12 protein-coding genes and 1 pseudogene are annotated in these 14,670 nt (G+C 63.0%); 5 read left to right on the forward strand and 8 right to left on the reverse strand.

Annotation, left to right across the window (positions count from 1 at the left end; genetic code table 11):
* Window position 1 precedes the first annotated feature (1 nt).
* The 3 genes and pseudogenes from BM019_RS15025 to BM019_RS31030 form a co-directional block, all read right to left on the reverse strand.
* Window positions 2-1,189: an MFS transporter gene (locus BM019_RS15025; RefSeq protein WP_092418741.1), complete on the reverse strand. Its 1,188-nt coding sequence runs from the start codon at window positions 1,187-1,189 to the stop codon at window positions 2-4.
* A 203-nt stretch (window positions 1,190-1,392) separates the two neighbouring features.
* On the reverse strand, window positions 1,393-2,979 hold the full coding sequence (locus BM019_RS15030; RefSeq protein ID WP_009043780.1) for an ABC-F family ATPase: 1,587 nt from the start codon (window positions 2,977-2,979) through the stop codon (window positions 1,393-1,395).
* Window positions 2,980-2,984: 5 nt separating this feature from the next.
* Window positions 2,985-3,201 (reverse strand): annotated as a pseudogene (locus BM019_RS31030) (integrase); the annotation flags it as partial.
* Between the two features lie 312 nt (window positions 3,202-3,513).
* Between BM019_RS31030 and lpxO the strand changes: the two are divergent.
* Entirely contained in the window at window positions 3,514-4,413 is a 900-nt protein-coding gene (gene lpxO, locus BM019_RS15040) for a lipid A hydroxylase LpxO (protein WP_009043781.1), read from the forward strand.
* An 86-nt stretch (window positions 4,414-4,499) separates the two neighbouring features.
* Here the strand turns inward: lpxO and ligD are convergent, their stop codons facing one another.
* Both ligD and BM019_RS15050 read right to left on the reverse strand, forming a co-directional pair.
* Complete coding sequence (ligD, locus tag BM019_RS15045) at window positions 4,500-7,031, reverse strand: DNA ligase D (RefSeq protein WP_092418742.1); 2,532 nt, start codon at window positions 7,029-7,031, stop codon at window positions 4,500-4,502.
* Window positions 7,032-7,063: 32 nt separating this feature from the next.
* A complete protein-coding gene (locus BM019_RS15050) occupies window positions 7,064-7,927 on the reverse strand; it encodes a non-homologous end joining protein Ku (protein ID WP_092418743.1) in 864 nt (287 codons plus the stop codon).
* A 216-nt stretch (window positions 7,928-8,143) separates the two neighbouring features.
* Between BM019_RS15050 and BM019_RS15055 the strand changes: the two genes are divergently transcribed.
* Window positions 8,144-8,509, forward strand: coding sequence for a hypothetical protein (locus BM019_RS15055; RefSeq protein ID WP_085530915.1), 366 nt, complete (start codon window positions 8,144-8,146; stop codon window positions 8,507-8,509).
* A gap of 67 nt (window positions 8,510-8,576) precedes the next feature.
* Window positions 8,577-9,728: a PQQ-dependent sugar dehydrogenase gene (locus tag BM019_RS15060; protein ID WP_092418744.1), complete on the forward strand. Its 1,152-nt coding sequence runs from the start codon at window positions 8,577-8,579 to the stop codon at window positions 9,726-9,728.
* 112 nt (window positions 9,729-9,840) lie between these two features.
* Here the strand turns inward: BM019_RS15060 and rimI are convergent, their stop codons facing one another.
* On the reverse strand, window positions 9,841-10,947 hold the full coding sequence (rimI, locus tag BM019_RS15065; RefSeq protein ID WP_092418745.1) for a ribosomal protein S18-alanine N-acetyltransferase: 1,107 nt from the start codon (window positions 10,945-10,947) through the stop codon (window positions 9,841-9,843).
* Window positions 10,948-11,123: 176 nt separating this feature from the next.
* Here rimI and BM019_RS15070 point away from each other — a divergent pair, with 176 nt between their 5' ends.
* Entirely contained in the window at window positions 11,124-12,626 is a 1,503-nt protein-coding gene (locus BM019_RS15070; RefSeq protein ID WP_164485839.1) for a RimK family protein, read from the forward strand.
* Window positions 12,627-12,633: 7 nt separating this feature from the next.
* The gene (locus tag BM019_RS15075; protein WP_009043788.1) at window positions 12,634-13,575 is read left to right on the forward strand and encodes a magnesium transporter CorA family protein; all 942 of its coding nucleotides are present in this window, start codon (window positions 12,634-12,636) and stop codon (window positions 13,573-13,575) included.
* A gap of 4 nt (window positions 13,576-13,579) precedes the next feature.
* On the opposite strand, the gene map is transcribed toward BM019_RS15075, so the two are convergent.
* Together map and BM019_RS15085 are read right to left on the reverse strand one after the other, a co-directional pair.
* Entirely contained in the window at window positions 13,580-14,344 is a 765-nt protein-coding gene (gene map, locus BM019_RS15080; RefSeq protein WP_092418747.1) for a type I methionyl aminopeptidase, read from the reverse strand.
* Window positions 14,341-14,544, reverse strand: a complete 204-nt coding sequence (locus tag BM019_RS15085) for a ParD-like family protein (protein WP_007926402.1) — start codon at window positions 14,542-14,544, stop codon at window positions 14,341-14,343. The genes map and BM019_RS15085 overlap by 4 nt, the downstream gene beginning before the upstream one ends.
* Window positions 14,545-14,670: the final 126 nt, after the last annotated feature.

The following is a 14,670-nucleotide window of genomic DNA, read 5'->3' on the forward strand; positions in this document are numbered from 1 at the left end:
ATCAGCCGTCGGCCCGGCGCTTGAGCAGCAGGGTCAGGCCCAGGGCGCCGAGCGACAGCAGCGCCGCGCAGAAGAAAATCCACGAATACCCCAGGTTCAACGCCACCGCGCCCATCAAGGGCCCGGCAATCGCCAGCGCCAGGTCGAAAAACACCGCGTAGGCGCTCAGGCCGGCGCCGCGGCTGGTGCTGGGCACCTGCTTGATCGCTTCCACCCCCAGCGCCGGGTACACCAGCGACAGGCCGAAGCCGGCGAGCCCGGCGCCGATCATGGCGAACGCCGTCGATGGCGCCAGCCACAGCAGGATCAGGCCCAGGGTCTCGATGCTCATGCAGGCGATGGCCGCGCGATAACCGCCAAACCGGTTGATGCTGGAGATGAACAGCAGGCGCGAGAGGATGAAGCAGATGCCGAATACCGTCAGGCAATAGGCCGCGCCGGTCCAGCCGCGGCTGAGGTAGAACAGGGTAATAAAGGTGGTCAGGGTGCCGTAGCCGATGGACGCCAGGCTCAGGCCGGCGCCGTACGGCGCGATACGGCCGAACACCGCGCGAAACGACAGGCGCTCGCCGCGGATCACCGGCACCGATGGCTTGTTGCGGATCAGCAGCAGGGCCAGGGCTGCCAGCAGCGACAGGGCCAGCCCCAGGCTTTCGAAACCGTAGTCGGCGACCATCACCACCCCCAGCGGCGCGCCGATGGCAATCGCGCCATAGGAGGCGATGCCGTTCCAGGAAATCGAGCGCGCGGTGTGCTCGGCGCCGACCTGGCCCATGCACCAGCTGATGGTGCCCACGCCGATCAGGCCCTGGGCCACTCCCAGCAGCAAACGTCCCAGCAACAGGACGCTCAGGCTGAGCAGCGGCAATGTTTGCAGGAGGGTGGACGCCAGGGTCAGCAGCCCGCTGAGGAAAATCCCCGCCAGGCCGTAGACGATCGCCCGTTTGGTGCCGATGTTGTCCGACAGGCGCCCGGCCATGGGCCGGCTGAGGAGGGTGGCCAGGTACTGCGAGCCGATGGTCAGCCCGGCCACCACCGCGCTGAAGCCCAGTTCGCCGTGGACGTAACCCGGCAGCACCGCGATCGGCAGGCCGATGCAGAGAAACGCGATAAAGGTATAGAAGACGATAGAGACGATCTGCAGGGTGATCGCCATGGAGCTGGGCACGGGCTGTTGTTGCGCAGACATGAGGGCTCGTTCGCGGGCGGGCGGTTGGAGAACCGCATCATGGCGCGGGCCGGAAATAAAAGGAAGCAGGCTAACGATTTCTTTATGGCCGGGTATTTGCGGTACCAGGGACCAGCTCAGCGCGAGTCGCTGCTTTTATATAAGGCATAAAAAAGCCCCGTCACCAGGACGGGGCTTGCAGACTGGCAACCAGCGGGCGTTCCTTAGAACACCACGCCCTGGCTGCGCAGGTAGTCGTCGTAGGTGCCGCTGAAGTCGGTCACGCCGTTCGGGCTCAGCTCGATGATGCGAGTGGCCAGGGACGACACGAACTCCCGGTCGTGGCTGACGAAAATCAGCGTGCCCGGGTAGTTTTCCAGCGCCAGGTTCAGCGCCTCGATGGATTCCATGTCCAGGTGGTTGGTCGGTTCGTCCATCACCAGTACGTTGGGCTTTTGCAGGATCAGCTTGCCGAACAGCATGCGACCTTGCTCACCACCGGAGATGACCTTGACCGACTTGAGGATCTCGTCGTTGGAAAACAGCATGCGGCCCAGGGTGCCACGGATGATCTGCTCGCCCTGGGTCCACTGGCCCATCCAGTCGAACAGGCTGACGTCGTCTTCGAAGTCATGGGCGTGGTCCTGGGCGTAGTAGCCCAGCTCCGCGCTTTCGGTCCACTTCACCGAACCGGCGTCCGGGGTCAGCTCGCCCATCAGGGTGCGCAGCAGGGTGGTCTTGCCGATACCGTTCGGGCCGATGATCGCCACGCGCTCGCCGGCTTCGACGGTGAAGCTGAAGTTCTTGAACAGGGTCTTGCCGTCGAAGCCCTTGGACATCTGCTCGATGGTCACGGCCTGGCGGTGCAGCTTCTTGGTCTGTTCGAAGCGGATGAACGGGCTGACGCGGCTCGATGGCTTGACCTCGGCCAGCTGGATCTTGTCGATCTGCTTGGCGCGGGAGGTGGCCTGCTTGGCTTTCGAGGCGTTGGCCGAGAAGCGGCTGACGAAGGTCTGCAGCTCGGCGATCTGGGCTTTCTTCTTGGCGTTGTCCGACAGCAGTTGCTCGCGGGACTGGGTCGCCGCGGTCATGTACTCGTCGTAGTTGCCCGGGAACAGGCGCAGCTCGCCGTAGTCCAGGTCGGCCATGTGGGTGCAGACGCTGTTGAGGAAGTGACGGTCGTGGGAAATGATGATCATGGTGCTGTTACGCGCCGTCAGAATCGTTTCCAGCCAGCGGATGGTGTTGATGTCCAGGTGGTTGGTCGGTTCGTCGAGCAGCAGCACTTCCGGATCGGAGAACAGCGCCTGGGCCAGCAAGACCCGCAGCTTCCAGCCCGGAGCCACTTCGGTCATCGGACCGAAATGCTGTTCCAGGGGAATGCCCAGGCCCAGCAGCAGTTCACCGGCGCGGGACTCGGCGGTGTAGCCGTCCATCTCGGCGAAGTCGGTTTCCAGCTCGGCCACGGCCATGCCGTCTTCTTCGCTCATTTCCGGCAGCGAGTAGATGCGATCGCGCTCGGCCTTGACCTTCCACAGCTCTTCGTGACCCATGATCACGGTGTCGATCACGGTGAATTCTTCGTAGGCGAACTGGTCCTGGCGCAATTTACCCAGGCGAACGTTCGGCTCCAGCATGACCTGGCCACCGGACGGCTCGAGGTCGCCGCCGAGGATTTTCATGAAAGTCGACTTGCCGCAACCGTTGGCGCCGATCAGGCCATAGCGGTTGCCGCCGTTGAACTTGACCGAAACGTTCTCGAATAGCGGCTTGGCGCCGAACTGCATCGTGATGTTAGCTGTGGAGATCAATTACTTTACCTATCAAGGGGTTGCGAGCATCGTGTGGGCTCTTGGGCCATTCCCGGGGCATTCTGGAGCTTTTCCATTTCGCCAGGGTCGAGCCAGGGTCGAGCCAGCGAGCATAAGTAGACAGCAACATCTGGACGCTATGGCCAAGTTGCTGGGCAATAAAGGTGGGAGGTCATGTTGGAATTTGGCGCGCATTGTCGCATATGTGCGCCGGCAGTTGTATGACAGTGACCCACGGATTTTTCATCCAGGCCGGTAAGCGTCAGGCATTGTAAAAATCGCCGCTGCGGATTTGTTCCGGGCAATGCGACTTAAGTCGTGGAATAGCGGACGGACACATTTTCACAAATCGGAGTTAACCTTTGGTTACAAACTGTGGCTAAAATGCCGACCAGTTGCCACATGCCATCATTGGCATGGGCTCAGGGACGTGCCTTCAGGACCTCTTATCGCTTTCGGACGCTGCATATGACCCCGGCCCAGGTGGCCTACGTGGGGGCGCAGTATGTTCTCTTCTGACATGTGACGATTTCCGTGAAACTCATCATTGCCGCTGTTTACGTTTTATCCATCGCGTATGTGCACCTGCGTGGTCGCGTGCGCCATAAACTGGGCCGCCAGCTGAGTGATCACTCGACCTTCCTGGCCCCGATCAACTGCTTCCTTTATCTGTTCTCGAAGATCCCCAACCGCCCGTACCTCGATCCGGCCGACTTTCCCGACCTGAGCCCGTTGCAGGCCCACTGGGAAGAAATCCGCGCCGAGGGCCAGAGCCTGCTCAGGGCCGGGGAGATCAAGCGTTCGGAGCAGTACGACGACGTCGGCTTCAACTCATTCTTCAAGACCGGCTGGAAGCGCTTCTACCTCAAGTGGTACGGCGACAGCCATCCTTCGGCGATGAAGCTGTGCCCACGGACCACCGAACTGGTGCAAAGCATCGGCTCGATCAAGGCGGCGATGTTCGCCGAACTGCCGCCGGGTTCGAAACTGGTGCGCCACCGCGACCCTTATGCCGGTTCCTACCGTTACCACCTGGGCCTGGAAACGCCCAACAGCGCCGGTTGCTACATCAATGTCGACGGTGAGCACTATCACTGGCGCGACGGCGAAGCGGTGATGTTCGACGAGACCTACATCCACTACGCGGAAAACACCACCGAGCAGAACCGCATCATCCTGTTCTGTGACGTCGAGCGGCCGATGAAGTACCGCTGGGCCGCCGCCTTCAACCGCTGGTTCAGCCGCACCGTGATGGCCGCCGCCGGTTCGCCCAACGATGCCGGCGACCGCACCGGGGGCCTGAACCGCGCCTTCACCAAGCTGTACAAGATCCGCCTGCGCGGTAAAGAGCTGAAAAAGCGCAACCGCAAGCTTTATTACCTGGAAAAGTGGGCGATCTTCGCTGCGCTGTTGCTGCTGTTCATCTTCATCTGATTTGCCGCACGGCGAATCGCTGATTGCGGGCAAGCCTCGCTCCTGCATGGGCTCTGCAGGAACGAGGCTTGCCCGCAATCATTTCCTCAAGGCTTGTCCGCCCCCAATTGCTGCCACATCTTCGCGGTGATCCGCTGCCGATGGGCGTAGCCGTGCCACGGATCCTCGGTCAAGGCCTCCAGGCGCTGACTCAGGTTCGCCACATTCCACTGCTGGGCATGCCGGACATCGCCCAGCTCATCCCGCGCGATAGGCACCGAGACCGGCAGCCCGGGGCGGGCCCGTACCGAATAGGCGGCCACGGTGCTGGCGCCACGGGTATTGCGCAGGTAATCGACGAAGATCTTGCCGACCCGGTTTTTCGGGCCCATGGTCGCGGTGATGCGCTCCGGCAACTGCTGCGCCATGAATTGCGCGATGGCCTTGGCGAAACCCTTGACCGTTTCCCAGTCGGCCTTGCGCGCCAGCGGCACGATCAGGTGCATGCCTTTGCCGCCGCTGGTTTTCAGGAAGGCCTGCAGGCCCAGCTCATCGAGCACCGACAGGGTCAGTTGGGTGGCTTCCAGCATGCTTTTCCAGGGCAGGGCCGGGTCCGGGTCGAGGTCGAGCACGAACAGGTCCGGGGTTTCGATCTGGTCGTGGGTCGCGCCCCAGGTGTGCAACTCGATGGTGCCCATCTGCACCGCGCCGATCAGCGCCGCAGTACTGTCGATTTCCATCAGGCGCGCGTGGCCGGGGTCCAGCGCCGGGTCGAGGTGGCGGATATGGGGGATGGCCAGGTGCTCGGCATGTTTCTGGAAAAACTGCTCGCCTTCCACCCCTTCAGGGGCCCGCAGCAAGGACACCGGGCGGTCGCGCAGGTGCGGCAGGATCTGCTGGTCGATGCTGGCGTAGAACTGCGCCAGTTGCAGTTTGGTGGTGCCAGACTGCTTGTCGATGACCCGATCCGGGTGGGTGATCTTGACCCCGGCGACGCTGTGAGCGGCCGCCTTATCCGAACGGGCGGGCGTGCTCCGGCTGCGGGTTTCGACGGCCTTGGAGGTCTGCGGCTGCTCGCGGACGATTTCGCTGGCCGGCTTATCGCTGCGCAGGGCGATGAACGCCGCCTGGCGCACCACCTGTTCGCGGGTCCACTCGGCGAACTCGGCTTCGGCCACCAGTTGCGGTTCGATCCAGTGCACGCCGCGGGCCTGGGCCGCGGTCAGGGGCTTGGCCAAAGGCGATGAATCCCGCTCAAGTTCCTGCATCCGCTCATGCAGCTGCTTCAAGGTCTTCTGGTCGAAACCGGTGCCGACCCGGCCGGCGTACACCAGCCCGCTCGCGTCGTTGACCCCCAGCAGCAGGGCGCCAAAACCGCTGCGCGAACCTTGCGGGCGGGTATAGCCGACCACCACGAACTCCTGGCGCAGCCGGCATTTGAGCTTGATCCAGTCGGCGCTGCGGCGCGACACATAGGGGCTGCCGGCCCGCTTGCCGATCACTCCCTCGAGGGACAGGGCGCAGGCACTTTCGAGGACGTCCTGGTGGTGGGCGGCAAAGGCTTCGGAAAAGCGCAGGACCTTGCTCGATTTGCGCCCGAGCGCCTGCTTGAGGGCCTGACGGCGTTCCTCCACCGGCGTTTCGCGCAAGTCCTCGCCCTGCAGAAAAGGCGCATCGAACAGGTAATAGATGATGTCCACGCTGCGGCCGATATCGAAGGCGTTCTGCAGCGCCTGGAAGTCCGGCAGGCCTTCGTCGTTGAGCACTACCATTTCGCCGTCCAGCCAGCTGTCCTTGAGCTTCAGGGCGGCCAGGGCCTTGGCTTGCTGGGGCAGGCGGCTGGTCCAGTCGTGGCCGTTGCGGGTCAGCAGGCGCACCTCGTCGTCCTGGATTCGCGCCAGGATCCGGTAGCCGTCGAACTTGATCTCGTAGCGCCAGTCGCCGCTGGGCGCCTTGTCCACCAGGGTTGCCAGCTGCGGCGCCAGGCTTTGCGGCAGGACCACGGCTTTTTTCCCCGATGGTTTCTTCGCGGCTTTTTTTGCGGCCTGGGGTTTGGTGCTGGCGGCCGTGCTGTCGCCCACCGTGGCACCGCTGAGCACGCTTCTGGGCAGGGCCCGGACCACGTCGTACTCGTCGCTCGGTCGCGCCTGGGCATCCTGCTCCTTGATCAGCAGCCACTGTTCCTTGTCGCCGCTGCCGCGCATATGGGTGCGCACCAGGGTCCAGTCGCCGCCAAGCTTCTCGCCGATCAGGGTGAACTTGAGCTTGCCCGCCCGGTAGCTGGCGGCGGGGTCGTCATGGGGTTGCCAGACGCCATGGTCCCAGACGATCACGTCGCCGGCGCCGTATTGCCCGGCGGGGATGCTGCCTTCGAAATTGCCATAGCTCAGCGGGTGGTCTTCGACATGCACCGCCAGGCGTTTTTGCCTGGGGTCCAGGCTCGGGCCCTTGGGCACCGCCCAGCTTTTCAGGCTGCCGCCCAGTTCCAGGCGAAAGTCGTAATGCAGATTGCGCGCATCGTGCTTCTGGATCACGAAACGCAGGGCCGAGGTGGACTTGGCGGAGGGTTTGTCCGCCGCCGGCTCCGAGGTGATCGCGAAGTTGCGCTTGCGCTGGTATTCACTCAGGGATTTGGCCATGACCGACTACCTCGTATGGCGAACCGCGTGGTTCAGGCGCGGGAGCTCTTCGTGGTTTTCCTGGTCTTGCCGGGTTTGTCCGGGCTAGCGGGCGCCTTGCTCCTGGACTTGCCGCCCAGGCTGCGCTTGAGCATCTCGGTCAGGTCGATGACATCGGCGCTCTTGCGTTGCTCTTCGCCGGTACTGCTTTCCACGTCCTCGATCTTGCCGGCCTGGGCCTTTTTCTCCACCAGGGCCATGATTTTGTCGGTGAAGCTGTCGCGGTATTCCTCCGGCTGCCAATCGGTGCTCATGTCCGCCACCAGGCGCCTGGCCATGTCCCGTTCGCCCTTGGCCAGGTCCGGGTGAGTCACCTCCGGCCCCAGGGCCAGTTCGTCGAGGCTGCGCACCTCGGCCGGCCAGCGCAGCATCACCAGCACCAGCGCCGACTCCAGCGGCATCAGCGCCGCCAGATGCTGGCGGGTGTGCAGCACCACCAGGGCCAGGGCGACTTTCGAGGTGCTCTGCAGGGTTTCGCGCAGCAGCGCATAGACCTTGCCGCCACGCTTGTCGGGGGCCAGGAAGTAGGGGGTGTCGATGTTCTGCAGCGGGATCTGCTGGCTGTCAACGAAGGCGAAGATGTCGATGGTCTGGGTCGACAGCGGGTGGGCCGAGCGGATTTCGTCCTCGCTGAGCAGCACATAGCGGCCTTTTTCGTAGGCCACGCCCTTGACGATATGTTCCTTGCCGACTTCCTTGCCGGTGACTTTGTTGACCCGCTTGTAACCCACCGGGTCCATGGTGCGCTGGTCCAGCCAGTCGAAGTCCACGCCCTGGGAGGAGGTCGCCGAGACCAGCGCCACCGGAATGTGAACCAGACCGAAACTGATCGCGCCTTTCCAGATTGCCCGTGCCATGAGCCTGTCCCCGTATTGACTGTGGAATCGCCATGCAGCGACTGGTTTTCAGGTGACCCGTGGCGCGGCGCGAAAGTTTCCCCGGGGTGCCGGCCTGCATAGGGCAAGCCGATAACTCGTGTTACATGTCTGGCGGATTATTTAATTAACAAGGCCGAACGCGCGACGTAGCCTGGACTCGAATGCGATAACTCGTCGCCATCCAAGAGGGTCGCCATGAACAATCTGCTTCGCGCTCTTGTCGCTTTTGCACTGATGAGCGGGGCCAGCGCCGTGGCGTTCGCCGCGCCTCAGGCGGCGCATCCGGACAGCAGCCCAACGTCCGCCATGCTGTTGGCGCAGAACCTGCCCGGCAGTAACAACAACCCCTACAACAGCCCGATACGCCGGGCCAACCCCAACAGCATGCAGGGCACCCAGCCCAGCACCCCGGCTGTCCGTGGGGTTAATCCAGTACCCGTGCAACGCCCTCCGACCCTGGAGAACGGCGGTATCGGCAACGGTTACCCGCGCACCATCACCCAGCCACGGATCATCGATCCGACACCCGTGACCCCACCGCGTAACCAACAGCAGCGATAAACGCTGACCGCCCGAGGCCGATGCCGGCCCCGGGCGGAACCCTTTTTATCGACAGAAGGAATTGTGCATGTTGCGTAAAACCCTCTTGGCAACCGTCTGTGCCAGCCTTGTTCTGAGCAGCGCGCTACCGCTCGCGGCCGCCCCCAGCCAACAGTTGCAGAGCGAGCTGGGCCCCCTCAGCGTGACCCCGCTGGTCGAGGGCCTGGACCACCCCTGGGCCCTGGCGTTCCTGCCGGACCGCCAGGGCATCCTGGTGACCGAGCGCCCAGGCAACCTGCGGCTGGTCGGCGCCGACGGCAAGCTCTCGGCGCCCCTGGACGGCGTGCCGCAGGTCTGGGCCAAGGGCCAGGGCGGCTTGTTGGACGTGGTGCTGTCGCCGGACTTCAAGCAGGACCGCCTGGTCTACCTGTCCTACGCCGAAGGTGGCGGCGAGGGCGGCACGGCGGGGACGGCGGTGGGGCGCGGACGGCTGTCCGAGGACCTGAAGACGCTCAAGGATTTCCAGGTGATTTTCCGCCAGGCGCCCAAGCTCTCCACCGGTAACCATTTCGGTTCGCGCCTGGTGTTCGACCGCGACGGCTACCTGTTTATCACCCTGGGGGAAAACAACGAGCGCCCGACCGCCCAGGACCTGGACAAGTTGCAAGGCAAGATCGTGCGCCTGTATCCGGATGGCCGGATCCCGCAGGACAACCCCTTTGTCGGCCAGCCGGGCGTGCGCCCGGAGATCTGGTCCTACGGCCACCGCAACCCCCAGGGTGCGGCGCTCAACCCCTGGAGCGGCACCCTGTGGGATAACGAGCACGGGCCCAAGGGCGGCGACGAAATCAACCTGATCGAGCGTGGCAAGAACTACGGCTGGCCCCTGGCGACCCACGGCATCAACTATTCCGGTGCGCCGATTCCTGAAGCCGAGGGCAAGACTGCCCCAGGCACCGTGGGCCCGCGGCATGTCTGGGAGAAATCCCCCGGCATCAGCGGCATGGCCTTCTACGACGGCGACCGCTTCAAGGCCTGGCAACACAACCTGTTCATCGGCGCCCTGGCGTCCCAGGAGCTGATCCGCCTGCAATTCGACGGCGACAAGGTGGGCCACGAGGAGCGCCTGCTGGGCGAGCTCAAAGAGCGCATCCGCGACGTGCGCCAGGGGCCGGACGGTTATCTGTATGTGCTGACCGACGAGGACAAGGGCAGGCTGTACAAGGTTGGCCTGGAATAACCCCGGCCCTTCTTCTGTAGGAGCGAAGCTTGCTCGCGAAAAAATCTTCAACGATAACGCGTGTTGGCAGGATGAATCGCCGCTTCGCGGCTATCGCGAGCAAGCTTCGCTCCTACAGAGGCACTGCGGCCGGGTAGAGGATCACCGCCGCCTGCAGCTTGCCGCTGCCGAAACGGCACATCTTGGCGAATTCGCCGTGGCTCACCGGCAGGTGCTGGCAATCCATTGGCTGGCGGTGCTGGCTGTGGTCGACATCGGGATCGTGCAGGTAGACGAAGTCTTCGTCGCAGTCGGTGACCATCACCCAATGCGGGGCCTTGGAGCGGGTCAGGCGGTAGCTGCTGATCAGCACCAGGGGCTGGCCGCCGTCGGCCAGCAGCTTCGGCAGGTCCAGCGGGCCGCCCAGCACCTGCAAGACGTCGCTGCTATCCAGCTGGGCGCAGAACTCCTCATGCACCAGGCGCATGACGTCTTTTTTATGCTCGTCGCGCACCCCGCCGAGAAACAGCGGCCCCCGGGTATTGACCTGCAGCCTGACCCTGAAGCCCCGGCGCCACGCGGCCAGCGCCAGCCCCTGGGGGCTGCAGCCGCCGTGGCCGGAGGTCATGAACACGGTGGTCGCCTCGCGCCACAGCTGCAGTTCTTCACGGCGCTCCAGGGCGCGCCCGGGTTGCAGCGCGGCCATGGCCATCAGCAGGCAGGCCGGGCCGCAAGTGAAGTCGGTGGTCTGCTGGTAATAGGGCACGCGGATGGTGCGGGTTTCGCGATGCTGCAAGATGCGCTTTTCCAGGCGCAGGGCATCGGCGTGGTCCTCGTAGTAGTCGTGCAGCACGGCGAAGCGCCGGTAGCCGCTGCGTTCGTACAGGGCGATGGCCGTCGGGTTGTCGCTGCGCACCTCAAGCCGCAGGTAGGCGCAGTCATGCTCCCGCGCGCGGGCTTCGATCCGCTCCAGCAGGCGCTTGCCCAGGCCCGACCCGCGGGCCTCGACCGCGATGGCGATCGAGTACAGGCGGGCCAGGGAGGTCCCGCGATGGAACAGCACCAGGGCATAACCCAGCAGTTGTTGCGCCTGCTCGGCGACGATCAGGCACGCATGGGCGCGGCTGATCATCCACTGGAAGCTGCGCGCCGTCAGGCGATCGGTGGTGAAACACTGCTGTTCCAGTCGCACTAAAGCAGGCAAGTCCTCAGGTGTGGCAATGCGAAAGACAAGATCCATATAACCGCCGTAAAAGTTGCGTAACGAAACGAGACTTTCAAAAAAGTTCGTGCTTAATAGAAAAGGTCTTGTTCTTAAGCGGATCAAACATTATGTCAGCGGTACAAGGTCATTGGCGTGGAGTATCCGAGCAAAGTCTGCCGGCGACAATAGCTCCGGTTAATTATTTTTCAGCGATGAGTGAAACTTCCAGTCAGTTGCTGATTATTGTCGAGCGCAAGGAAGATTGGGCCTCCTACTTCCCCAGCGAAGACATCCTCAGCGCTCAGGAGTATCTGGAACAGACCCGTGAAACCCAGCCCGGCAAGCGGGTCCAGGTGATCAACCTGTGTCGCAGCTACAAGTATCTGGGCCACGGTTACTACTGCTCGCTGCTGGCCGAGGCGCGGGGGCACAAGGTGATTCCCTCGGTACGCACCATCAGCGAACTGACCCGCAAATCGCTCTATGGCCTGGCCCTGGACGACCTGGATAAAACCCTGGAAAAGGCCCTGAGCAATCATCTTTACAGCGATACCGAAGGTTTTACCCTGACCCTGTACTTCGGCAAGACTCATATCGAACCGTTACAGGAGTTGGCGCGACAGTTATTCGAAGTCTTTCCTTGTCCGATATTGCTGGTGGACTTCAAACGAACTAACGGTTGGCATATCGAAGGCGTGAAGTCCGGTGCCTTACATAAGTTGCGCGAAGACCAGGAAGATCAATTTGCCCATTCCCTGGACAGTTTCAGTCGCAAGATCTGGCGCATGCCGCGCTCGAAAAGATTGGCCCGCTATGACCTGGCGATCCTGCATGACCCGCAGGAAGCCTTGCCACCTTCCAACGCCCGGGCGCTGGAGAATTTTGTCCGGGTCGGCAAGGGCCTGGGCATCGACGTCGAACTGATCGAGAAGAAGGATTACTCGCGTATCGCCGAGTACGACGCCTTGCTGATCCGCGAGACCACCAGCGTCGACAACCACACCTACCGCTTCGCCAAGAAGGCCGAAAGCGAGGGCCTGGTGGTGATGGACGACCCGGCCTCGATCCTGCGCTGCACCAACAAGGTCTACCTGACCGATCTGCTGAAAAGCCACCAGCTGGGCATGCCCGCCACCGAGATTCTCTACAAGGAACGACCGGAAGACTTCGAGCGGGTCGGCGAGCGTTTGGGTTTCCCCTTGGTGCTGAAGATTCCCGACGGTTGTTTCTCCCGCGGGGTGATCAAGGTCGAGAGCCAGCAGGCGCTGCTGGAAGCCACCGCCGAGCTGTTCGAGCATTCGGTGTTGCTGCTGGCCCAGGAGTTTTTCTACACCGAGTACGACTGGCGCATCGGCGTGCTCAACCGCAAGCCGATCTTCGCCTGCCAGTACTTCATGTCCAAGGGCCATTGGCAGATCTACAACCACAAGGCCAAGGGCCAGGATATCAACGGCGAATGCCGCACCCTGGCGGTCCACGAGGCGCCGCGGGCGGTGGTGGAACTGGCGGTGAAGACCGCCAACCTGATCGGCGACGGCCTGTACGGCGTCGACCTCAAGCAGTCCGGCGACAAGGTGGTGGTGATCGAAGTCAACGACAACCCCAACCTGGACGCCGGCATCGAAGATGCCTACCTGCGCGACGACCTGTATTCCCTGGTGCTCGAGGAGTTCGTCCGCCGCCTGGAGCTCAAGCGCCGCGGGCAGGCCTGGTGAACGGTCGATGATCAAGAGCTACCAGTTGAGCCAGGGCCGCCTGCTGCCGGTGGAGCGCCTGGACGCCGAAGTGATGCTGTTCAGCAATCCGGACCCCGCCGAGCGCGATCTGCTGCGCACCGGCTTCAAGCTCGACGAACACGCCCTGGCCTCGGCGCTGGACCCGGACGAGGTGTCGCGCATAGAGTTTCACCCGGACAACCTGTTCCTGATCTGGAAACGCCCGGAGAACTACTCCGGCGGCGGCAGCCTGTCGTTCGAGGTGTCGTCCTGCGGCCTGCTGTTTTCCCCGCAACGCCTGCTGGTGATCGCCCACGACGACAGCCAGCTCAGCGGCCTGGGCGCGCGGCAGGCCCTGAATAGCCCCCTGGATGTGTTGCTGGACCTGCTGTCCACCAACATCCATCACTACCTGGGGCACCTCAAGGTGATCAAGATGGTCGCCCGTGAGTTGCAGCAGCAGTTCAACGACTCGATGGAAAACCGCCACCTGATCCAGATGTTCAACCTCAGCGAAAGCCTGATCTATTACATCAACGCCATTCACAGCAACGGCGCGGTGCTGACCCGGCTGCGCAACCACGCCGAGAAGGCGCATTTCAGCGCCGAGGCCGTCGGCCTGATCGACGACCTGATCATCGAGAACAACCAGTGCTACAAGCAGGCGGAGATCTATTCGACGGTGTTTTCCGGGCTGATCGACGCGCGCGGCAACCTGATGAACAACAACATGAACGGCCTGTTACGCAAACTGACCCTGATCAACGTGGTGTTCCTGCCGCTGAACCTGATCGCCAGCATCGGTGGCATGTCCGAGTTCAGCATGATGACCGCCGGCACCCCGTGGTGGATTGCCTACCCGCTGTTCCTCGTGGCGATGCTGCTGGGGGCAGGGGGGATGGTGCTCGGGCTCAGGCGCCTGGCCGGTGGCAACGGCAAGTGCGCCTGAGGTTTCAGGCCGATTGCAGGGTCAGTACCTCAAAGCCGTCGCGGGTCACCGCCACCGTGTGCTCCCACTGCGCCGACAGGCCGTTGTCGCGGGTGACCACGGTCCAGCCGTCTTTCAGGCCGCGCACCCGGGCGCTGCCCTGGTTGATCATCGGCTCGATGGTGAACACCATGCCTTCGCGCAGCTCCAGGCCGGTGCCGGGGCGGCCGAAATGCAGGACCTGCGGTTCTTCGTGCATCTGCCGGCCGATGCCATGGCCGCAGTACTCGCGCACCACGCTGTAGCCCCGGGTTTCGGCGTGTTTCTGGATGGCATGGCCGATATCGCCCAGGCGCGCGCCGGGGCGGACCACCTTGATGCCTTCCCACATCGCCTCGAAGGTAGTGCTCACCAGGCGCTGGGCCTTGGGGCTGACGTTGCCAATCAGGTACATCTTGCTGGAGTCGGCGATAAAGCCGTTCTTTTCCAGGGTAATGTCGATATTGATGATGTCGCCGTCCTTGAGGATGGCCTTCTCATGGGGCATGCCATGGCACACCACCTCGTTGATCGAGGTGTTGATCGAGTAGGGGTAGTTGTACTGGCCCTTGCTGGCCGGACGGGCGCCCAGGTCGTGGCGGATAAAGCGCTCCACGGCCGTGTCCAGCTCCATGGTTGAAAGGCCGGGCGCGACCAGATCGTCGAGAAAGCTGAACACCGTCGCCAGCAGGCGCCCGGACTCGCGCATCAGCGCCAGTTGTTGCGGGGTCTTGATCAGGGCCTGGGTCATGCGCTGCGCCCCCGGATCAGGTCGCTTTTGTTCAGCAGCAGTTTGTTGATCAGGTCGTTGTAGGCCAGGTGCGGATTGAGCTCGGCCAGCAGGCCGATCTTGATCCAGAACTCGGCCTGGGCGTTGATGGAGCGATCCATGGCGTCGCTGGCGACGCGGATCTGTTCATGCAGTTGATCTGAAATCTTGACGATGCCCACGGGGTTTCTGTCCTGGTAAATATACGAAGCATATACGTTTCGTATATTTTTCGGCAAATGGCAGATAGCTCGACTTGCCATTGGCCATTGACGCACCAGCGACCCGCCGGTTAATTTTCTGGCCAT

The sequence above is a fragment of the Pseudomonas sp. NFPP07 genome (assembly GCF_900115645.1).
Lineage (GTDB): Bacteria > Pseudomonadota > Gammaproteobacteria > Pseudomonadales > Pseudomonadaceae > Aquipseudomonas > Aquipseudomonas chlororaphis.